This is a genomic window from Pseudomonas sp. 2835 (assembly GCF_050435905.1).
GTDB lineage: Bacteria > Pseudomonadota > Gammaproteobacteria > Pseudomonadales > Pseudomonadaceae > Aquipseudomonas.
The window spans coordinates 143,976-163,438 of the sequence record NZ_JBNDLE010000006.1; the positions used below are offsets into that span (position 1 = coordinate 143,976).

The following is a 19,463-nucleotide window of genomic DNA, read 5'->3' on the forward strand; positions in this document are numbered from 1 at the left end:
AATGGCTTGGTTAAACCATCCAGTTTTTGCTTGCCAAGCAGACCACTTGCCACCAAGAAGTGCTGGCAAGCCTGCCTTGAGCCTGTGGGAGCGGGCTAGACCCGCGATCGAGCGCGAAGCGCTCGCCATCCGGGCGCCGGCTGATGTACCGGCTGGCTGCACACGGTTGCGGCGGTTGCAATCCCGGCCTATGTTCCATGCGAGGCTTTACCTGCCCAGCGAGGTGACTCCATGGCGAACGACTCCCGCCCGGCCGTGCTCGAACTGATCGGCAATACGCCGCTGGTGCGTGTCAGCCGCTTCGATACCGGCCTGTGCACGCTGTTTCTCAAGCTCGAATCACAGAACCCCGGCGGTTCGATCAAGGACCGCATCGGCCTGGCGATGATCGACGCCGCCGAGCGCGATGGCCGCCTGCGCCCCGGCGGCACCATCGTCGAGGCCACCGCCGGCAATACCGGCCTGGGCCTGGCCCTGGTCGGCGGTGCCAAGGGCTACCGGGTGGTGCTGGTGGTGCCCGACAAGATGTCCACCGAGAAAGTCCTGCACCTCAAGGCCATGGGCGCCGAAGTGCACATCACCCGCTCGGACGTCGGCAAGGGCCATCCCGACTATTACCAGGATGTCGCCGCGCGGCTGGCACAGGAAATTCCCGATGCGTTCTTCGCCGACCAGTTCAACAACCCGGCCAACCCGCTGGCCCATGAGTGCAGCACCGCACCGGAGATCTGGGCGCAAACCCAGCATGATGTCGATGCCATCGTCGTCGGCGTCGGCTCGGCCGGTACCCTGACCGGGCTGACCCGCTTCTTTCGCCGCCTGCAGCCGAACCTGGCGATGATACTGGCCGACCCGGTCGGTTCGGTGGTCGCTGAATACAGCCGCAGCGCCACCCTCGGCACTCCCGGCTCCTGGGCGGTCGAGGGCATCGGCGAGGACTTCATCCCGTCAATTGCCGACCTTTCCAGCGTGCGCCAGGCCTACTCGATCAGCGATGAAGAAAGCTTCGATCACGCCCGCCAACTGCTGCGCGCCGAAGGCATTCTCGGCGGCTCGTCGACCGGCACCTTGCTGGCGGCCGCGCTGCGCTACTGCCGCGAGCAAACCGAACCGAAGCGGGTGGTCAGTTTTGTTTGCGATACCGGCACCCGCTACCTGTCCAAGGTCTACAACGACCAGTGGATGACCGACCAGGGCCTGCTGGCGCGCAAGCGCTATGGCGACTTGCGCGACCTGATCGCGCGGCGTTTCGAGGATGGCCGGGTAATCAGCGTCGGCCCCGACGACACCCTGCTCACCGCCTTTCAGCGCATGCGCCTGGCCGATGTCTCGCAACTGCCGGTGCTGGTCAACGGGCAGAAGCTGGTCGGGGTGATCGACGAGTCCGACATCCTGCTCGGCGTGCACCAGGACGCTTCGCACTTTCACCTGAGCGTGGCCAGCGCGATGACCGACAAGCTCAAGCTGGAAACCCTGGCCCCCGGCGCCAGCCTGGCGCAGCTGCAGGCCGAGCTCGACCGTGGGCTGGTGGCGATCATTGAAGACGCTGCGGGCTTTCACGGCGTGATTACCCGTGTCGATTTGCTCAATCACCTACGCAGGTCCTTACCATGAGCCAGCACGATGAAAGCGGCGCGCCCCGCGCCTTCGCCACCCGCGTGATCCATGCCGGGCAGGCGCCAGACCCGTCCACCGGGGCATTGATGCCGCCGATCTACGCCAACTCCACCTATTTGCAACAGAGCCCCGGGGTGCACAAGGGCCTCGATTACGGCCGCTCGCACAACCCCACGCGCTGGGCGCTGGAGCGCTGCGTGGCCGACCTTGAGGGCGGCACCCAGGCGTTCGCCTTCGCCTCCGGGCTGGCAGCGATCGCCAACGTGCTCGAGCTGCTCGACGCCGGCGCCCACGTGGTCTCGGGCAATGACTTGTACGGCGGTACCTTCCGCCTGTTCGAGCGAGTGCGCCGGCGCAGCGCCGGGCATCGCTTCAGCTTCGTCGACCTGGCCGACCTGAGCGCATTCGAAGCGGCGCTTGAGGCCGACACGCGCATGGTCTGGGTCGAGACCCCGAGCAACCCCTTGCTGCGCCTGACCGACCTTGCCGCAGTCGCGCGCATCTGCCGTGCGCGCGGCATCATCTGCGTGGCCGACAACACCTTTGCCAGCCCGTGGGTGCAGCGCCCGCTGGAGCTGGGCTTCGATATCGTCCTGCACTCGACCACCAAGTACCTCAACGGCCACTCAGACGTGATCGGCGGCATCGCCGTGGTCGGCAACAACCCGCAACTGGCCGAGCGCCTGGGCTTTTTACAGAACTCGGTGGGCGCGATTGCCGGGCCGTTCGACGCCTTCCTCACCCTGCGCGGGGTGAAGACCCTGGCCCTGCGCATGGAGCGCCACTGCAGCAATGCCCTGGAGCTGGCGCAATGGCTTGAGCGTCAGCCGCAGGTGGGGCGGGTTTACTACCCGGGCCTGGCCTCGCACCCGCAGCACGCGCTGGCGCGCCAGCAAATGCGTGGCTTTGGCGGGATGATCTCGCTTGATTTGAACAGCGACCTGGCCGGCGCCAAGCGCTTTCTTGAAGCGGTGCAGATCTTCGCCCTGGCCGAGAGCCTGGGCGGGGTCGAAAGCCTGATCGAACACCCGGCGATCATGACCCACGCCAGCATCCCGGCAGAGAACCGCGCGCAACTGGGCATCGGCGATGCCCTGGTGCGCTTGTCGGTGGGGGTCGAGGATGTCGACGACCTGCGCGGTGACCTGGCCCAGGCGCTGGCGAGGGTTTGAGCGCTCGGGGTGCTGGTGGCTGGGTGAGCGGGCTCAGTTCACCATCACCTCGTCCAGTGCCTGCTCGAGGGTGCTGACCGTGCGCTCGATATGGTGCAGCTTTTCGAGCCCGAACAGGCCGATGCGGAAGGTCTGGAAGTCGGCCGGCTCGTCGCATTGCAGCGGCACGCCCGCGGCGATCTGCAGGCCCTGGACGGCAAACTTCTTGCCGTTCTTGATATCGCCATCATCGGTGTAGCTCACCACCACGCCAGGGGCCTGAAAGCCGGCGGCGGCCACGCTTTTGATGCCTTTGCCGGTCAACATTGCGCGCACCCGATCGCCCAGAGCCTGTTGCTCGCCGCGCAGCTTGTCGAACCCGTAGGCTTGCATCTCTTTCATCACTTCGCTGAATCGCGCGAGGGAATCGCTGGGCATGGTTGCATGGTAGGCGTGTCCGCCCTGCTCGTAAGCCTGCATGATCTGCAGCCACTTTTTCAGGTCGCAGGCAAAGCTGCTGCTTTGCGTCTGCTCGATGCGCTCGAGGGCCAAAGCGCTGAACATCACCAGGGCGCAGCAAGGGGAAGCACTCCAGCCTTTTTGCGGTGCGCTGATCAGCAGGTCGACTGCGCATTTGTGCATATCCACCCAAATGGTGCCTGAGGCGATGCAGTCCAGCACGAACAGGCCACCCACCGCATGCACGGCGTCGCCGACGGCCCGCAGGTAATCGTCGGGCAGGATAATCCCTGAGGAGGTTTCAACGTGAGGGGCGAAGACAACCTGCGGCTTGTGCGTCGCAATGGCTGCCAGCACTTCCTCCAGAGGGGGTGGCGCGTACGCAGCCTGACGACCCGCGTCGAGCGGCCGGGCTTTGAGCACCGTGGTGGCCGCCGGGATGTTGCCCATCTCAAGGATCTGGCTCCAGCGAAAACTGAACCAGCCGTTGCGTATCACCAGGCATTGCTGGGCGCTGGCAAACTGTCGCGCAACCGCTTCCATGCCGAACGTGCCGCTGCCCGGTACCACCGCAACAGCCTGGGCGTTGTAGACCTGTTTAAGGGTCGTGGAAATGTTGTTCATCACGCCTTGAAATGACTGCGACATGTGGTTGAGCGAGCGGTCGGTGTAGACCACCGAGTACTCGACCAGCCCCTCAGGATCAATACTGGGATATAGCTTTGACATGGAGTGACTCCTTTGGCAGAGATATCAGTGGTATTACTCGGGAATTCCGGTCAACGTATGCACTACCCGCATTGCACAAGGCGGTCGAGCCCCTTGCGGGTCGAGCTGTTCGCATTTCTTCAGCAGCGGATAGGCATCGGCAAACTTCATGGCCGCCACTTGTTCAGCGTGCTGCTGCGAAACAAAGCAGTGCTCGAACCGGAAGGCGGCATACACCTCGGGCAGCAGTGCCGGATAATCGTAAACCTCGTCGACGATACTCTTTAGCATCTTGGACATCTGCCCGTCGGCCGCGGGGGAAATCCTCGTGAGCAGATCATCCTTGGCGACGCCCGCTTGCCGGGCCGCAATGACTTCCTTCGACGCACCGATGGATGCCTGCATTCCCTGCGGAAATGGACAATCAGACGCCGCCGATGCCGAGGCCGACGCCATGCAACTCAGTAAAGTGAAAACAGCAGCCATCCTTGTCATGGAACTTCCTTATGTGTAGCAAGCATTGTTGAAATAAGCTGCGGATTCTAACCGATACAACGGCTTGACCGGGTTGAGTCGTGCAATGCCTGTTGCAGGCATGGTGAATCGCAGACGGAGGTCAATTAGATGAAAATTTCGAAGGCATGTCTGGAGTCTGTTATTCACGCACTGGAGGTTAGTCTGCTTGAACGCAAGACTCGACTTGATCGCGACATGCTGACCCGCCTGCTGGCTCAGGACTTCGTCGAGTTTGGCGCGCAGGGTATCGCCTGGAACCGGTCACAAATCATCGACGCTTTGCTGGTGCAGGATTTTGTACAGCGTCAGATCACCGATTTTCAGATTCGTATCCTGTCCGAAAAGGTGGTGCTGGCCACCTATCGGTGCACTGTCGATAGCCCGAACGGCACCCGTGATTCTTTGAGAAGCTCCATCTGGCGTCGACTGGGAGACGATTGGCAGATGGCATTCCACCAGGGTACGACAAGGGCAGCAGAATTTTGATCAGCTATTGGTGCCATGCTTAGGTGAGTGGTCGCTATGGGTCGAAAGCTGCCATTCGCGACAGACCGCTTTCGACCCTTAGCGGACATCTGTAACCGGGGCCGCTTCGCGGCCCATCGCCGGCAAGCGCGGCTCCCACAGGTACAGCGCATGCCTGAAGGCTGGCGATATTCCTGTGGGAGCCGGCTTGCCGGCGATGAGGTCGGTACTGACAACAGAGCTTTAGATCGCTGCCTGCCATGGGTCGAAAGCAGTCATTGGCCACTGCTCAACAGCACAAATTCTTGCTCTGAAGCCTCAAGCTACGCAGTAAGCTTGAGGAAGAGCCCAGGGCCTATGAAGCACGCTAATGGAGTTCGAGAATGAGCGCTAACAGTCAAACCCAGCCTTAAGGCAATAGCATCAATTTGATATCATGGCTGTCAGTCGAAGCTAGGAACTGCTCCATGATCTCACGTGCAAAAACAATCCTCTGCCTGCCTGGCATTCTGCTGCTGGCGGCGGTTTCCTCCCAGGCTGTCGCTGGGCACTTCGTCATTGACATGCAAACCGATGAAGGTCGCAAGCTGGCGAAAACCATTGGCACCGATAAGTACCGCTACGCCTTGTTCAACGAGTTCAGCAAAGATGCGCCGTACAGTGCGATCGCGCTGAGCAACTCGGAGGGCTTCAAGGACGGCGTTGTCGTTTACAACGCTGTCATCAATGCCACGGAACAGGGTGCAAAAATGATCTTCACGCAGTTTGTCGACTGCGGGAAGCTGCAGACCAATGAGGGCTTTATTGAAGTCAACGATCAGCCGATCAAGGTGCTGCATGAGTGCCGTGAGGAAAAGCCAGGCACCAAGGTGTCGATCTTCCTGCCGGTCTCCGATGCCGCGCAACACTATATCTACAACGCCTTTGCCAAGGATGTTCCGGTGAAGGTCAGGATGGATAAACACCCCGTGGTGTTTCCAACCAACGGTTTTCTCGAGGCCTGGAGTGTGAGAAACAAGAAAGCGCTTTGAGCTCAAGCCCTGCTCACTGTTGCTCAAACTCATAGCCCAGGCTGTGGCCATGACTGACCCACTCCACCACGCCCCGGCGGTTGAACTTCAAGTCGTCCTTGCCACTGCCCTCGCGCACCGGTGAATGCTCGCCATAGGCGTGAACATTCACCTGCTCGTACAAGGCGCCGTACTTGACCAGGTAGTAGGCGATCATCGCGGCACGCGCCTGGGCCAGGACGAAGTTCTGCTCGGGCGAGCCGATGTCATCGGTATGGCCTTCGACAAAGACTTCGGCTTCGGGATGGCTCACCAGGTAGTTGGCCACATAGGCAATCCTGGCCTGATAAGGCGGCTCGATCGCCGAGCTGTCGGTGTCGAAATACACCACCAGGCCGCCGGCTACGTCGGGCTCATCCGACAGCGCCTGGAGGGCGCGTTGGTTGTTCGAATCCACCTCGGCAGCCGAAACAAACAGCGAGCGTTCGCTGGACGTTCCAGTGTCAGTGCAGCCTGTCGCCGCCAGAACCAGCAGAACGGGCAAGATATAGCGCAGATAACAGTTCATAGGCCCCTCTTGTATAGGATCGGAATTAGCCAGCGCACAACAGGCACACGCCCAGCCATTGGTACACCTTGAGCAACAGGTAGTCCCAGGCCCGGCTGAACCAGCCGCCCTCTTCCACGCTTTCCATCACCACCAGCGGCTTGCTGGCGACGTGTTTTGAGCCCACCTGGAAGTTGACCACGCCTACCACCTGGCCAGCCTGCAACGGCGCGTGAAGTTCGGCGGTGTCGACGATGGCGCTGGCCTGCACCTCGGCCGAGTGCCCGTAGGGCACGCTGATGGTCGCTTGCGCGCCGGCATTGAGCTTGACGGTGCGGGTCTGGCCAAACCACACCCGCTTGCTCATGAACACTTCATCGGCCTGGATCGGCGTCACCGTCTCGAATGAGCGAAAGCCCCACTTGAGCAGTTTTTCCGACTCCTGAAAGCGCAGCCGATCGGACTTGGCGCCCATCACCACGGCAATCAGGCGGCGCCCGTCACGTTGCGCCGAGGTGACCAGGCTGTAGCCGCCTGCGCTGGAGTTGCCGGTCTTCAGGCCGTCGACATCCAGGCTGGTACTCCACAACAGGCGGTTGCGGTTGTATTGCTCAACGTTGTTGAAGGCGAAGGCTTTTTGTTTATACAGGGCGTACTCCGCCGGCAACTCGGCAATCAGCGCCCGGCTGAGTATCGCCATGTCGCGGGCACTGCTGTATTGCCCTTCGGCGGCCAGGCCATGGACGGTCTTGAACTGGGTATTGGTCAGGCCAAGTTTGCCGGCCTGTTCATTCATCAGGTCGACAAAGGCGTTTTCGCTGCCGGCAATGTAAGTGGCCAGGGCAATACAGGCGTCGTTGCCAGACTGCACCACAACCCCGGTATTGAGGTCTTGTACCGAGACCCGGTCGCCGGGCTTGAGAAACATCAACGAAGAGCCCTGCAAGTGCGGATTGCCTGCGGCCCAGGCATCGTGCTCGATAGTCACCCGGTCACTGGCGCTGAGTGCGCCGGACTGCAATGCCTGGCCGATCACATAACTGCTCATGATCTTCACCAGGCTGGCAGGGTCGATACGCGCATCGGCATTACCCTGGGCCAGGACTTCGCCACTTTCATAGTCCATCAACATCCACGATTCAGCGGCGACGCCCGGTGCCGCGACAAGGTCTGCAGCACTTACCGTAAAAGACCCACTCGCCACTAACCACGGTGCAAGTAATACACACAACAACCCCTTAACTACTGCTGAACCTTTCATACGCTCCCAAACTCGACAGCCCAACTCATCAGCCACTGCAATTACGCTGATGAAGTATTTGTTCGCGGATTGTGCGTAGACCTATACTATAAATCAATCAACTATCAAGATATCTGATATGCACAGTATTGATATCGACTCTGTCGACTTGAACTTGCTGCGGGTGTTTGTCGCCCTGATCGAAGAAGGCGGCGCCAGTCGCGCGGCGCTGCGCCTGGGGGTGACCCAACCTGCGGTCAGTGCGGCCCTTGCGCGGCTACGGGAAATCTACGCCGACCCCTTGTTCGAACGCACCGGCCGCGGCCTGCGCCCGACCCTGCGCGCCAACGAGCTGGCGCCGCTGATCGGCGAGGCCCTCAATCGTTGCCGGCAAGCCTTTGCGTTGTCGGTCGCGGGTAAGGACATCAAGGGCCGGACCATCACCATCGGCCTCTCCGACGACAGCGAAATCGCCCTGGGGCAAAGCCTGGTGGCGCTGATCGATGAACAACTGCACGGCCTGCGCATTCTTTTCCGCCAGACCCACAGCGGCCTGGTGCAGGACATGCTCATGCATCATCAGATCGATATCGCCGTGTCGGCTGGCGGGCTGTCGTCGCCGCTGATTGCCCGCCACCGCCTGGGCCGCGGCAACTACCTGTGCATCGCCGACGCTGACAACAGCATCCCCAGCAGCGCCGAAGACTACGCCCAGCGGCCGCACCTGCTGGTGTCGTCGGGCGGTTTTGTCGGCATCGTCGACGAGGGGCTGAACGCGGCCGGCTACAAGCGCAGCATCCGCGCCTCGACTTCGCACTTTGCCGCAGTGCCGTTTCTGCTGGTGGGCTCGAAGCTGATCACCACGGTGCCCACCCACGCCGCCCGGGCCATGGAACGGGTCAGCACCCTGCAGACCTTTCCCTGCCCGGTGCCGCTGCCCTCCTACGACCTGGAAATCGGCACGCGAGTGGGCAGCAAGCACGACAGCACCCTGCAAACGGTCAAGTCGCTGATCATTCAGCTGGTGGACAACACCTTCTGCCTGTCCTGAGGCGGACACACAGGGCGCTCGTTATTGCTGGAACTTCACCGAGCTTTTCGCCCGCTCATCAACCAGCAAGGTGAAGACATCCGGGCGCGAATAGTGGCCGACCACATCAAAGTCATACCGCGCCTTGACCAGCTCGGCCGAATCGATCTGCGCCATCAGCAAACCGGGGCCGTGCTTCAATGGCCCGGCAATCACCTCGCCCATGGGGCCGATGATCACGCTGTTGCCCTGCATCAGCGGTCGTTCGTCATCCCAGTGCGGCAGGCTGGTACCCAGGTCGCGTGGCGACGGCTGGTACTGGCAGGCGCTGACCAGAAAACAGCGCCCTTCATGGGCGATATGGCGCATGGAGATTTGCCAGTTGTCGCGCTCGTCCACCGTCGGCGCGCACCACACCTCGATGCCTTTGGCGTACATCGCCGTGCGCAGCAGCGGCATGTGGTTTTCCCAGCAGATTGCCGCGCCGATCTTGCCCACCGGGGTATCGATCACCGGCAGGGTCGAGCCGTCGCCCTGGCCCCAGATCAATCGCTCGCTGCCGGTCGGCATGAGTTTGCGGTGGTTGGCCACCAGGCCCTGCTCCGGCGAGAAGAACAGCGCCGAGCAGAACAACGAACTGCCGCTGCGTTCGATGACACCGACCACCAGGTGCGCGCCGGTACGTTGCGCCAGCGCTGCGAGCTCGGCGGTTTCGGCGCCCGGCACATCGATGGCATTGGCAAAATAACGCTCAAAGGCCTGGCGGCCTTCCGGCAGGCGATAGCCCATGTAGGTGCCGAAGGTTTCGCCTTTCGGGTAGCCGCCCAACAGGGCTTCCGGCATGACCACCAGCTGGGCGCCAGCGGCCTTTATTTCAGCCTCGTAGGCAAGAATCGCCTCCAGGGTTGGTTGTTTGCCGTCGGGGTGCGAACCCAGTTGCAGTGCTGCCACAGTAGAGAGGGTCATGGGTCGTTATTCTTGGGTGATGGAGGGTGTGTGCATGCTCCTCTGGCGGTTGATATCGAGCAATCCGTTAAAAGTTAAATCTGATATCAATGCTGCTGATATCGACACTTGAGCCAGGCAATCCAATCAATCCATCGCTTTTAGCGATGGAACCTATTTTTCAAATAAGCAAAAAAGCGATGAAAATGCCCTCACCGAAACACACCTTCAGGTGAAGTCATGAAACTGCAAGCCACCCAGAAATCCTTTGCTGAGCGCATCGTCCACGCCGCCGGCTTCGAAGTGATCGCCGTGCTGATCTGCGCACCGATCGGCGCCTGGCTGCTGAACCGCTCGATGCTGGAAATGGGCGCGCTGGCGGTGATGCTGTCGACCGTGGCGATGATCTGGAACATGCTGTACAACGCGGCCTTCGACCGCCTCTGGCCGGTCAGCCGGGTCGCGCGTACGGTCAAGGTCCGCGCCCTGCACGCCGGCGGTTTTGAAACCGGCTTTGTGCTGATCGGCGTGCCGATCGCGGCGCTGATGCTCGACGTGTCGCTGGTGCAGGCGTTCTTGCTGGAGATTGGTTTCTTCGCCTTCATGCTGCCCTACACCATGGCCTACAACTGGGGCTATGACCTGCTACGCCAGCGCCTGATGAGCGCACCGGCCAGCGTAGTGCGGGTGCAGTAATCGCGTGAGTAACGCCGGGGCCCTCTTTAGCATCGAGCTAAATAGTGGCATTCTGCACCCCATGGATATCTACGCGATTCGTAAACACAACCTGGTGCAGTTGCTCGGCACCCAGCGCAAGGCCAGCTGTGCCGAGCGCTGGGGCATGAGCCCGGCGCACCTGAGCCAGATCCTGTCGCTGCGCACAGAAAAAAACCTCGGCGATGAAGTGGCCCGGCGCATCGAGCAGGCCGAGCACCTGCCCGCGGGCTGGATGGATGTACTGCAGGGCGAGGCCGGCGTACCGGCCAGCGGCGAGTTCGTCAGCATCGCCCACTTCGACATCCGCGGCTCAATGGGCAACGGCAATACGCCACCGGCCCATGTCGAAGTAATCCGCGACCTGACCGTGCACCTGGACTGGTTGCGCGGCCAGGGCATCAGTTTTTCCGGCGCGCAGAATCTGGCGATCATCAGCGGCGATGGCGACAGCATGGCCGGCACCTTCAACGATGGCGACCCGCTGCTGGTCGACTGTGGCATCAATGAGGTGCGCAGCGACGCCATCTATGTCTTCAGCCTTGAAGGCGACCTGTTCGTCAAACGCCTGCAGCGCCTGACCGATGGCGCCTTGCGGATGATTTCCGATAATCCGCTGTATCCGCCGGTGCTGATCGAGGGGGCGGCGCTGGAAAAACTGCACATTCATGGCCGCGTGCTACTAGTTTGGAACGCGCGAAGAGTATGATGGCAAAACAACCGACCGCTCTGGTCGGTTAATGGACACTAGACAACAGCAGTAGGATGTAGCGATTCCAGCAACGGATTGCTCGACCGAATCCGTGTGACTGAGATCGAATCATGAGCGGTAATCTGTGGGTGTGGGAAGAAGAAGAGCTGCTGGCACTGCGCAAGGCATTTGCCGCACTCAAGGCCGGGCAACGCCAGGCAGAGCGGGTGTCGCAGCGGCGCATGGCCGCCGAGATGGGGGTCAGCGTCACCACCCTCAATGCCTACATGACCGGCAAGCGGGCGCTGGACGTCAAGTTCGCGCTGATGTTCGAACGCCTCACCGGCATCCCCACCCGCAGCTACAGCCCACGCCTGGCTGACGAGATCGAAGCCCCCCGGCACCATCACAAACCTGCGGTCTAGAGCCTGCGCGCTGTTCACCGCTGGGCTTCGCTTGGCCTCGTGAAATTTATCTGGTAGTTTTTCATGAAAAAATACCAATAAAAATTCATGAGGTCCGTCGTGTTCAAGCAATCTGCCCAGCATGTCGCCAGCTACTACGCCCAGACCTACCCCGCCGCCATCCCTCTGCGCCCTACCCTGCAAGAACGCCTGGACACCGAGGTGCTGATTATCGGCGCCGGTTTCAGCGGCCTGCACACCGCCCTGCGCCTGGCCCTGGCCGGCAAGCGAGTGACCCTGGTGGAAGCCAGCCGGGTGGCCTGGGCGGCGTCCGGGCGCAACGGCGGGCAGGCGTTGCTGGGCTGGTCGTGCGACATGGCGCCGCTGGAAAAGGCCCTGGGTCAGGAGCGCGCACGGCGTCTGTGGCAGAGCATGCGCTGGGCCGCCAGCGAACTGCGTGAATTGCCCGAGCGCCACGGTTTTGCCGTCGATTACCAGCGTGGCAGCCTGTGGGCGGCGGTGCTACCGCGACGGGTAGCCATGCTCCACGACGCCAGGCACGAAGCCGAAACTAAATGGGGCTATGACCAGTTGCGGGTGATCGAGCGCGACGAATTGCCCGAATGGATCGGCAGCCCGCGCTACCAGGCCGCGCTGTACGATGCCGAAGGCGCCCACCTCAACCCGCTGAAGCTGGCCCAGGGCCTGGCCAGCGCCATCGAAGCGGCCGGCGGGCGGATCTTCGAACAAAGCCGGGTGCTCAGCTACCGCGATACTCCAGCAGGCTTTGTCGCCCGTACAGATAAAGGCGAAATCCGCAGCGATGTACTGGTGCTGGCCTGCAACGCCTACATCGACCAGCTTGACCGCCCGCTGTCGCAGCGCCTGCTGCCGGTGGGCTCCTACCAGGTGGCCACCGCGCCCCTGGACCCGGCCCTGGCCCGTTCGCTGCTGCCGCACAACAGCTGCGTAATCGACAACCAGTTCGTCCCCGACTACTTCCGCCTGACCCCGGACCAGCGCCTGCTGTTCGGCGGCGGTTGCACCTACCTGGGCGGCATTCCCAAGGACGTTGCCGCCGCCACCCGCCCGGTGCTGGAACGGGCCTTCCCGCAGCTGCAGGGCGTGGCGATCGACTACGCCTGGGGCGGGCATATCGATTGCAGCCTGCGCCGCACCCCGGACATCGGCGGCCAGGGCCAGCGCTACTGGCTGCAGGGCTTTTCCGGGCATGGCGTGCTACCGACGCTGGCCGGTGCCCGCGCGGTGAGTGATGCGATCCTTGGCAACCACGATTTGCTGGCGTTGTACCAGGCCATCGACAACGGCCGCTTCCCCGGTGGCGACCTGCTCGCCGCACCACTGGAGGCTGCCGGCAAAGCCTGGTACCGCCTGCGCGACACTATTTGAGAGAACCCCTTTATGGACATGCAGGAAGAAATCGAAAGCCTGGCGATCCTTATCCGCGACCTGCGCAAGCACCGCAACCTGACCCTTGGCGAGCTTGCCGAACGCATCGACCGCTCGGTGGGCTTTTTGTCCCAGGTCGAGCGCGGCCTGTCGCGGCCGACCGTGGCCGACCTCACCGCCATCAGCGAAACCCTGTGCGTGCCGACCACCTACTTCTACAACCTGAGCAAGCCGCGGCAAGTCGACTGGGTCACCCGCCCCGGCGAACGGCGCACCCTGTACTACGCCGCCGGGGTCACCGACGTGCTGGTCTCGCCCAAGCTCAACGGTGGTTTCTCGATGCTCGAAAGCCACCTGGCGCCGGGCGCCAGCAGCGGTGACGGGCACCTGGACGACAGCTCCGAGCAAGGCGGGTTTGTCCTTGAAGGCGAGTTGAGCCTCTGGCTCGATGACGCCCGGAAGCCGGTCACCCTGCAGGCCAACGACAGCTTCCAGCTGCCGCCGCACAGTCAGTTCCGCTACGCCAACCTGACCGAACACAGTACCCGGGTGCTCTGGGTATTCCGTTGAAACCAAGCGCAGGATCGCACGTGATGACAACAATAAAAGACTGCCCTGATCTGCTGAGTGAAGTACGCGCGTTCCGCGCCGAGCATCCTCAGGTGCGTTATGTCGACCTCATCAGCCTGGACATCCCCGGGCATTTTTATGGCAAGCGCTACCCGATCGACATGCTCGAAAAAGTCGCTGCCGGCAGTGCCCTGAAACTGCCGCAGAACTGCGTGCTGCTGGGTGTTCAGGGTGGCCTGTACCCGATCGGCGACTACTGCTTCAACGACGGCGACCCGGACGCGCCACGGCGGCTGATCCCCGGCACCCTCAAGCCGGTGCGCTGGGAGAACCAGCCGCTGGGGCAGATGCTGATCAGCTCTGACGGCACCGCCGCGCCGATCGAATTCGAGCCTCGTGAAGTGCTCGCCCGGGTGCTGCAGCGCCTGGAGCGGCGCGGCATTTGCCCGGTGGTAGCCTTTGAGCTTGAGTTCTACCTGTTCGACCGCGCGCTCAAAGACGGCCTGCCGCAGTTCCCCCGCGACCCGTTCAGCGGCGATGCCGATGACCAGCCGAACATGCACATCGAGCGCCTGTCGCGTTACTCCGACGTGCTGCGGGACATGGTCGAGGCCGCCAACGAGCAAGGCGTGGACGCCAACGTGATTACCGCAGAACTGGGCCCGGGGCAGTTCGAAATCAACTTCGGTCACTGCGACGACGGCCTGCGCGCCGCCGACTGGGCCGCGCTGTTCGCCCGCAGCACCCGTGGCGTGGCGCTCAAGCACGGCATGCGTGCCAGCTTCATGAGCAAGCCCTACCTCGACGCGCCGGGCAGCGGCATGCACGTGCATGTCAGCCTCTACGACCAACAGGGCAACAACCTGCTGGCCGCCGACAACCAGCGGCCGCTGCGCCATGCCGTGGCTGGTTGCCTGGAGTTGCTGCCGCAGTGCATGCCGATCTTTGCCGCCAACCACAACGCGATGCGCCGCTACGGTGCCATGGTCAACGCCGCGAGCCGCGCCAGCTGGGGCTTTGAAGACCGCGACGCATGCATCCGCATCCCCGAATCGGACCCGCGCAACCTGCGCATCGAACACCGCCTGGCCGGCGCCGATGCCAACCCGTACCTGGTGCTGGCAGCGATTTTAAGTGGCATGGAACACGGTTTGGAGGCAGGCAAAGAGCCGATTGCGCCACTCAACGAAGACCGCAGCAGCGGCATCGACTTTCCCAAGGACATGCTCGCAGCGGTGGCGGCGATGCGTCATCACCCGGTGGTCAATGAGCGGCTGGGCAGTGAGTTCGTCATGGTCTATTGCGAGAACAAGCGCCAGGACCACCTGGCGTTCATGCATGAAGTGAGTGCGCGGGAGTATCGCTGGTTTCTCTAAGCGACTGTGGGAACCGGCCTTGCCAGCGCTCGTAAACCAGTCAGCACCTCTTGTGCTGGCTGCACTGGCCTCATCGCCGGCAACGCCGGCTCCTACAATAGTTCGGTGTACGCCAAACCTGTGGGCTGGACTTGCCAGCGATCGTAATCCAGTCAGCACCTCTTGTGCTGGCTGTACCGGCCTCATCGCCGGCAACGCCGGCTCCTACAATGGTTCGGTGTACGCCAAACCTGTGGGAACTGGCCTTGCCAGCGCTCGTAATCCAGTCAGCACCTGATGTGCTGGCTGCACTGGCTTCATCGCCGGCAACGCCGGCTCCACGCAATGGTTCGGTGTACGCCAAACCTGTGGGAGCTGGCCTTGCCAGCGCTCGTAATCCAGTCAGCACCTCTTGTGCTGGCTGCACTGGCCTCATCGCCGGCAACGCCGGCTCCTACAATGGTTCGGTGTACGCGAAGCCTGTGGGAGCTGGCCTTGCCAGCGATCGAGCGCGCAGCGCTCGCAATCCAGACACCACCTGCTGTGCTGGCTGTACCGGCCTCATCGCTGGCAAGCCAGCTCTCACAGGTCCAATAATCCACTTAGCCATTGACGAAACTTTAGCTTGAAGCTAAATATTAGCTCAAGCCCACATCTATTTCAGAGAGGGCCCACACCGAAAACCAAAGGAGAAACCCATGAGCGTCAACATCGATCGCCTGACAATCACCACCCCGGTACCCAAGTCCACCAGCGACCCCACCGCCCTGGAGCTGACCGGCGCCCAGGCCCTGGCGCAACTGCCGAAAATCATCGCCCGGCTCGACGACGGCTCGGTCCGCTTCACCGCCCCAACCAAAGGCGCCTCAAGCAAGAGCACCCACCGCACCCGCTGCGAATGGAAAGAACCCTCCTACTGGTCACTCACCAGCGCCAGCAAACACCACAACCACCAGACCATGACCCTGAGCAAGGTCAACTCGGCGCAGAAGGTGGTGATCTCCCAGTTGCACGTCAAAGACGACGACAGCCCGGCGGTCAAGGTGTTCTGGAACAAGGGCAAGCTCACTTATGGTTTTCGCCGCAGCTACAACCAGAGCGCCCCGGCCAGCGTCACCCTGCTGGCCAATGTGCCGCTGGGCGCCGCGTTCGAGATCATCCTCGATGTGACCGCTGCGGGCGTGGTGACCCTCGCCGCCACCTGCAATGGCAGCACCGCCAGCAGTGGCCCGTTGCAGATGGATGCCAGCTGGAACAGCCGCACCTTCAACTTCCATGGCGGCGTCTACAACCAAGTCGATTACAGCAATAGCACTTCCGACACTGATGGCTCGGCCTGCATTATCAGCGCACTCGCTATTGGCCATCAATAAAACCTGAGTACTAAAGAGAAACCTAGACTATAAACTTGCGCCCTACGCAACACCTTCATGCACAAATTGCGCGTCGCGCATTGCACACTCATTGCTCATAGAAAGTTACCCTGCGACAGTTCAGTTGCACCTTTCAGGGTGCACACTTCATAAGGAGATGGACATGAGCAATATTAATATTCGCAACATTGTGCAAAATTGGGTAAGCAGCGGCGCATCCTCTTACGACCTTAAAACTCCGGGTGATACCGATCAATCTGCAGCAACCGCCCGAGGCGTATTTCTGGGGTACGACAGTACAGACCCCCAAGCCTCCGGCATTGCCATCTATACGGATGCGCAAAACCTGCCGACGGCGCTGGCCAGCATCATGAACCATGTGCAGATTCGGGCCGACTTCCACCCGGCCAATACCTCCCCGGATAAACTGGCTGCAGCCTTTAGCCAGTACATCAATGAAATGGATAACTGCCCCTTTGTCCATCTCAACTCGAACGAAAGTACAAAGCAGGTCTTCCATAGCAAAGACTACAACCTGCTCATTGATCAAATCAGCAATTTGTACAGCAGCTTGGGCACACAAGATCTAGACAAAATCAAGAAGTCGATCACCGACATGGCCAAATCAGTGTTTGGTCAAAAAAGCTCGGAACAATGGAAAAATCTGTTCAGCCAATCCACCCTGGACATGAGCGACCCACACAACCCGAAACTCTATATTTATTACACCTCTCTACATATGTTCCATCAGCAGAATGGTAAATCGGATGTACAAGAGCAGGACTATGAAGTTCGCATGACGACATACCTGGTATTGCCTGACCAGATCAAGACCTATGCATCGTCGCTGGCCAACCTGGATAAGAAATCCGTTGATGATTGGTCTAGGTCTTCGACTTCGCCTGAGGATCCTGGGGTGAAACTCTGCTTCCTGAAGTAATTCGCCTCACCGGCGCCCCTGCGGGGCGCCCTCTAACAAAGGAGTGACAGGGATGACCATTGACCGCAAAAACTGGCAAGTGGCTGACGTGACTGACCCCTCAAGACCAGTCGACGCCCCCCGACAACAATTACTCAATACCCCCGACTGGACCGAGCTTCGCCGGAAAAACGCGATTGAGCGAGGCCTGCCCGCGCCCAGCGCTGACCTACTCGGCGAAGCCGAGCCGTTACCCTCAGTGTTCGCACGCACCTTTGTTCCACCGGATATTTCCCGCCCGCCATATGACGCCATGTGCAAGATTTTCTACCGCAACCTGGGGCAGGATTATGTCGCCAGCGGTTGGATCGTCGAGGCCAATAGCGGCAAGGCCATTCTGACTTCGGGGCATGTCGTTTTTGACAAGGGCCACTGGTCCAGTGATTTCTATGTCATGCGCCAATACTCAGCCGGGGACTATGGGCAAGTTTTCACGGCCCACCACGCAAGTACCCTGAACGGATGGATCAATCAGACCGGCCTGCGGGAGTACTGGGACCTAGGGGCGATTATTCCGGACACCCCCGTTCCCGTATCGACACCGTCATTGCATGCAGTCTTTGACTATCAGCCCACCCAGCCCCCCTTCAATTTCTACTATGACCCCGGCTACCCCGCAAAGCCGGCGAATGGTTACGATTTCAATGGCTCGTTACTGTGGCAAAGCGACGGCGAACTCTTGGAAACCAGGGTCCAGGGAACTGAAGTGGTACTAAAGGCCGTCAATACCATGGAACAGGGAAGCAGTGGTAGTCCCTGGCTGGTTTACGACGCCCTGCAAAATCGATATTACGCCGCGGGTATGCAAAGTTCTGGTGTAGAGAACTCACAGTCGTCGTTCTCACCCAGGTTTTCCAGCAACAACCTGATCGTACTGCTCAAACATATTGGCATCCTGATCTAGATAGCCTCCCTGGCGGGGCCGGCTGAACGCGCTTGGCCCCCTTGAGACAATGACTCGACAAAACCCGCCAGGTACTCGATAGAAGCTGGGCTCATCAACCTGAGTTCAGCGAGCAAGCGCCCCTCAACCGAACTCAGCGCATCAGCCTTTGAACATCCCCCGTCTCTGCCCAACACCAGCCAATCCAGTGAAATGTCGAGCGCGGTGGCGATTTGCACCAGGTTTTCTACTGTTATCGGCCCTCCCTGAAGCCATCGGCTGACTGAGCTAGGATGCACTCCTATTTCAACGGCCAACGCATACCGTTTGCCTCGACATTTCAGTTCAAGTGCTTGTTTCAGACGATCCTTCAGCACTACTGATCTCCTTCTATTCAATCCTTACAGAAGGGGCTCCCCTGACCACTTAGCTCAGTCGACCAACTTGTGTTCGAGCCATCGGCAGAAGCGTTGTGTCAGTACATCTGCTTCACTGTTGCGATGTACCAGCCACGCCCATTTGGGACCGCGAATCGCCTGGGTTGTCAGTGCAACCAATACGCCCTCTTGCCGTGCGCGTTCAGCCAGCAGTTCACTTACTAACGCGATCCCCAACCCCTGACAGGCTGCGTCCAGTAATTGCCCCGGGTCTGAAAAGTTAAGGCCATGCAGTTGCTGCCCAACCGCAGCACCACCTTGAGTGTTCCAGTAGCTCCAGTCCATTTCACGTTCGCCATGAAGCGTAGTTCGGACATCGGCGGCAAGCTCAAGCACACCAGGATGACAGGCCGGATACAACCGATCCTGCAACAACACCCGAAACCCGCAATCGGCCTGGGCGCTGATGTCGTCGCGCACGGCGACGTCGATGGTCTGGGTGGTCATGTCGGGGATTTCATCGCTGGTGAACAGCCACAGGTCCACCTCCGGGTGCCGCCGATGAAAGTCGCCCAGGTGCGGCACCAGCCAGTGCCGGGCGAATGCCGGGGTGGTGTTGACCACCAGTTGGTTGGGCTTGCGGTACTGCTCCAGGCGACGGATGCCGACGGTCAGTTGCTGCAGCATCACCTGGGTGGTGCTGAGCAGGTCGTGGCCGGCATCGGTAAGCGACACGCTGCGCCCTTCGCGAAAGAACAACGGTTGCTCCAGGTAGTTTTCCAGGCTGCGGATCTGCTGGCTGATCGCCGACTGGGTCAGGTGCAGCTCTTCGGCGGCCTTGTGAAAACTGCCCAGGCGCGCCGCCGCTTCAAAGCCGCGCAGAGTGTTCAGAGGTGGCCAGTGTTTCAGCATGATTGATAAGCCCAGCTAATCATATATCGGCAAAATCCATCGTTTGTTCAGGTGCAAAGCCCAGTTATAGCATGGACACCCAGCAACTCCTGCTGAAAACAATTACT

21 protein-coding genes are annotated in these 19,463 nt (G+C 60.8%); 14 read left to right on the plus strand and 7 right to left on the minus strand.

What is annotated here, in order from left to right; genetic code table 11:
• Positions 1-231: 231 nt before the first annotated feature.
• Positions 232-1,614, plus strand: a complete 1,383-nt coding sequence (locus ABIE20_RS10850) for a pyridoxal-phosphate dependent enzyme (protein ID WP_429505083.1) — start codon at positions 232-234, stop codon at positions 1,612-1,614.
• Positions 1,611-2,789: a trans-sulfuration enzyme family protein gene (locus ABIE20_RS10855; RefSeq protein ID WP_429505085.1), complete on the plus strand. Its 1,179-nt coding sequence runs from the start codon at positions 1,611-1,613 to the stop codon at positions 2,787-2,789. Before ABIE20_RS10850 ends, ABIE20_RS10855 begins: the two co-directional genes overlap by 4 nt.
• 33 nt (positions 2,790-2,822) lie before the next feature.
• Here the strand turns inward: ABIE20_RS10855 and ABIE20_RS10860 are convergent, their stop codons facing one another.
• The gene (locus ABIE20_RS10860) at positions 2,823-3,956 is read right to left on the minus strand and encodes an aminotransferase class V-fold PLP-dependent enzyme (protein ID WP_429505087.1); all 1,134 of its coding nucleotides are present in this window, start codon (positions 3,954-3,956) and stop codon (positions 2,823-2,825) included.
• Between the two features lie 33 nt (positions 3,957-3,989).
• Positions 3,990-4,430 (minus strand): hypothetical protein, encoded by a 441-nt coding sequence (locus ABIE20_RS10865; protein ID WP_429505089.1) that lies wholly within the window; start codon positions 4,428-4,430, stop codon positions 3,990-3,992.
• A gap of 129 nt (positions 4,431-4,559) precedes the next feature.
• On the opposite strand from ABIE20_RS10865, the gene ABIE20_RS10870 reads away from it, so the two are divergent.
• On the plus strand, positions 4,560-4,937 hold the full coding sequence (locus ABIE20_RS10870) for a DUF4440 domain-containing protein (RefSeq protein WP_429505091.1): 378 nt from the start codon (positions 4,560-4,562) through the stop codon (positions 4,935-4,937).
• Between the two features lie 446 nt (positions 4,938-5,383).
• On the plus strand, positions 5,384-5,947 hold the full coding sequence (locus ABIE20_RS10875) for a hypothetical protein (RefSeq protein ID WP_429505093.1): 564 nt from the start codon (positions 5,384-5,386) through the stop codon (positions 5,945-5,947).
• Positions 5,948-5,960: 13 nt separating this feature from the next.
• Here ABIE20_RS10875 and ABIE20_RS10880 read toward each other — a convergent pair whose 3' ends face one another.
• Positions 5,961-6,494, minus strand: a complete 534-nt coding sequence (locus ABIE20_RS10880) for an OmpA family protein (protein ID WP_429505095.1) — start codon at positions 6,492-6,494, stop codon at positions 5,961-5,963.
• Positions 6,495-6,519: 25 nt separating this feature from the next.
• Positions 6,520-7,734 carry a serine hydrolase gene (locus tag ABIE20_RS10885; protein ID WP_429505096.1) on the minus strand — a complete coding sequence of 405 codons (1,215 nt, stop codon included), beginning with the start codon at positions 7,732-7,734 and terminating at the stop codon, positions 6,520-6,522.
• Positions 7,735-7,852: 118 nt separating this feature from the next.
• Between ABIE20_RS10885 and ABIE20_RS10890 the strand changes: the two genes are divergently transcribed.
• Positions 7,853-8,764 carry a LysR family transcriptional regulator gene (locus ABIE20_RS10890; RefSeq protein WP_045201538.1) on the plus strand — a complete coding sequence of 304 codons (912 nt, stop codon included), beginning with the start codon at positions 7,853-7,855 and terminating at the stop codon, positions 8,762-8,764.
• 21 nt (positions 8,765-8,785) lie between these two features.
• On the opposite strand, the gene ABIE20_RS10895 is transcribed toward ABIE20_RS10890, so the two are convergent.
• Positions 8,786-9,709: a carbon-nitrogen hydrolase family protein gene (locus ABIE20_RS10895; protein ID WP_429505099.1), complete on the minus strand. Its 924-nt coding sequence runs from the start codon at positions 9,707-9,709 to the stop codon at positions 8,786-8,788.
• A gap of 219 nt (positions 9,710-9,928) precedes the next feature.
• Here ABIE20_RS10895 and ABIE20_RS10900 point away from each other — a divergent pair, with 219 nt between their 5' ends.
• The 9 genes from ABIE20_RS10900 to ABIE20_RS10940 all read left to right on the plus strand — a co-directional run bounded on the left by ABIE20_RS10900 (position 9,929) and on the right by ABIE20_RS10940 (position 18,088).
• Positions 9,929-10,384: a multidrug/biocide efflux PACE transporter gene (locus tag ABIE20_RS10900; RefSeq protein WP_429505100.1), complete on the plus strand. Its 456-nt coding sequence runs from the start codon at positions 9,929-9,931 to the stop codon at positions 10,382-10,384.
• A 61-nt stretch (positions 10,385-10,445) separates the two neighbouring features.
• Entirely contained in the window at positions 10,446-11,111 is a 666-nt protein-coding gene (locus tag ABIE20_RS10905) for a S24 family peptidase (RefSeq protein WP_429505101.1), read from the plus strand.
• Positions 11,112-11,224: 113 nt separating this feature from the next.
• Positions 11,225-11,518, plus strand: a complete 294-nt coding sequence (locus tag ABIE20_RS10910; RefSeq protein WP_429505102.1) for a helix-turn-helix domain-containing protein — start codon at positions 11,225-11,227, stop codon at positions 11,516-11,518.
• 99 nt (positions 11,519-11,617) lie between these two features.
• A complete protein-coding gene (locus ABIE20_RS10915; protein WP_429505103.1) occupies positions 11,618-12,907 on the plus strand; it encodes an NAD(P)/FAD-dependent oxidoreductase in 1,290 nt (429 codons plus the stop codon).
• A gap of 12 nt (positions 12,908-12,919) precedes the next feature.
• Positions 12,920-13,477, plus strand: coding sequence for a helix-turn-helix domain-containing protein (locus tag ABIE20_RS10920; protein WP_429505104.1), 558 nt, complete (start codon positions 12,920-12,922; stop codon positions 13,475-13,477).
• 23 nt (positions 13,478-13,500) lie between these two features.
• Positions 13,501-14,853 carry a glutamine synthetase family protein gene (locus ABIE20_RS10925; protein ID WP_429505105.1) on the plus strand — a complete coding sequence of 451 codons (1,353 nt, stop codon included), beginning with the start codon at positions 13,501-13,503 and terminating at the stop codon, positions 14,851-14,853.
• Positions 14,854-15,530: 677 nt separating this feature from the next.
• Positions 15,531-16,205, plus strand: coding sequence for a polysaccharide lyase family 7 protein (locus ABIE20_RS10930; protein ID WP_429505106.1), 675 nt, complete (start codon positions 15,531-15,533; stop codon positions 16,203-16,205).
• 163 nt (positions 16,206-16,368) lie between these two features.
• Complete coding sequence (locus ABIE20_RS10935; RefSeq protein WP_429505107.1) at positions 16,369-17,145, plus strand: hypothetical protein; 777 nt, start codon at positions 16,369-16,371, stop codon at positions 17,143-17,145.
• Between the two features lie 52 nt (positions 17,146-17,197).
• Positions 17,198-18,088, plus strand: coding sequence for a trypsin-like serine peptidase (locus ABIE20_RS10940; RefSeq protein ID WP_429505108.1), 891 nt, complete (start codon positions 17,198-17,200; stop codon positions 18,086-18,088).
• Here the strand turns inward: ABIE20_RS10940 and ABIE20_RS10945 are convergent.
• Together ABIE20_RS10945 and ABIE20_RS10950 are read right to left on the minus strand one after the other, a co-directional pair.
• On the minus strand, positions 18,085-18,444 hold the full coding sequence (locus ABIE20_RS10945) for a helix-turn-helix domain-containing protein (protein ID WP_429505109.1): 360 nt from the start codon (positions 18,442-18,444) through the stop codon (positions 18,085-18,087). The genes ABIE20_RS10940 and ABIE20_RS10945 overlap by 4 nt on opposite strands.
• Positions 18,445-18,498: 54 nt before the next feature.
• On the minus strand, positions 18,499-19,356 hold the full coding sequence (locus ABIE20_RS10950; RefSeq protein WP_429505110.1) for a LysR substrate-binding domain-containing protein: 858 nt from the start codon (positions 19,354-19,356) through the stop codon (positions 18,499-18,501).
• Positions 19,357-19,463: the final 107 nt, after the last annotated feature.

What these genes read in the sequence shown, in the direction of transcription:
- ABIE20_RS10850 (WP_429505083.1), top strand. Translation starts at nt 232, where the DNA reads ATGGCGAACGACTCCCGCCCGGCCGTGCTCGAACTGATCGGCAATACG.
- ABIE20_RS10855 (WP_429505085.1), top strand. Translation starts at nt 1,611, where the DNA reads ATGAGCCAGCACGATGAAAGCGGCGCGCCCCGCGCCTTCGCCACCCGC.
- ABIE20_RS10860 (WP_429505087.1), bottom strand. Translation starts at nt 3,956, where the DNA reads ATGTCAAAGCTATATCCCAGTATTGATCCTGAGGGGCTGGTCGAGTAC.
- ABIE20_RS10865 (WP_429505089.1), bottom strand. Translation starts at nt 4,430, where the DNA reads ATGACAAGGATGGCTGCTGTTTTCACTTTACTGAGTTGCATGGCGTCG.
- ABIE20_RS10870 (WP_429505091.1), top strand. Translation starts at nt 4,560, where the DNA reads ATGAAAATTTCGAAGGCATGTCTGGAGTCTGTTATTCACGCACTGGAG.
- ABIE20_RS10875 (WP_429505093.1), top strand. Translation starts at nt 5,384, where the DNA reads ATGATCTCACGTGCAAAAACAATCCTCTGCCTGCCTGGCATTCTGCTG.
- ABIE20_RS10880 (WP_429505095.1), bottom strand. Translation starts at nt 6,494, where the DNA reads ATGAACTGTTATCTGCGCTATATCTTGCCCGTTCTGCTGGTTCTGGCG.
- ABIE20_RS10885 (WP_429505096.1), bottom strand. Translation starts at nt 7,734, where the DNA reads ATGAAAGGTTCAGCAGTAGTTAAGGGGTTGTTGTGTGTATTACTTGCA.
- ABIE20_RS10890 (WP_045201538.1), top strand. Translation starts at nt 7,853, where the DNA reads ATGCACAGTATTGATATCGACTCTGTCGACTTGAACTTGCTGCGGGTG.
- ABIE20_RS10895 (WP_429505099.1), bottom strand. Translation starts at nt 9,709, where the DNA reads ATGACCCTCTCTACTGTGGCAGCACTGCAACTGGGTTCGCACCCCGAC.
- ABIE20_RS10900 (WP_429505100.1), top strand. Translation starts at nt 9,929, where the DNA reads ATGAAACTGCAAGCCACCCAGAAATCCTTTGCTGAGCGCATCGTCCAC.
- ABIE20_RS10905 (WP_429505101.1), top strand. Translation starts at nt 10,446, where the DNA reads ATGGATATCTACGCGATTCGTAAACACAACCTGGTGCAGTTGCTCGGC.
- ABIE20_RS10910 (WP_429505102.1), top strand. Translation starts at nt 11,225, where the DNA reads ATGAGCGGTAATCTGTGGGTGTGGGAAGAAGAAGAGCTGCTGGCACTG.
- ABIE20_RS10920 (WP_429505104.1), top strand. Translation starts at nt 12,920, where the DNA reads ATGGACATGCAGGAAGAAATCGAAAGCCTGGCGATCCTTATCCGCGAC.
- ABIE20_RS10925 (WP_429505105.1), top strand. Translation starts at nt 13,501, where the DNA reads ATGACAACAATAAAAGACTGCCCTGATCTGCTGAGTGAAGTACGCGCG.
- ABIE20_RS10930 (WP_429505106.1), top strand. Translation starts at nt 15,531, where the DNA reads ATGAGCGTCAACATCGATCGCCTGACAATCACCACCCCGGTACCCAAG.
- ABIE20_RS10935 (WP_429505107.1), top strand. Translation starts at nt 16,369, where the DNA reads ATGAGCAATATTAATATTCGCAACATTGTGCAAAATTGGGTAAGCAGC.
- ABIE20_RS10940 (WP_429505108.1), top strand. Translation starts at nt 17,198, where the DNA reads ATGACCATTGACCGCAAAAACTGGCAAGTGGCTGACGTGACTGACCCC.
- ABIE20_RS10950 (WP_429505110.1), bottom strand. Translation starts at nt 19,356, where the DNA reads ATGCTGAAACACTGGCCACCTCTGAACACTCTGCGCGGCTTTGAAGCG.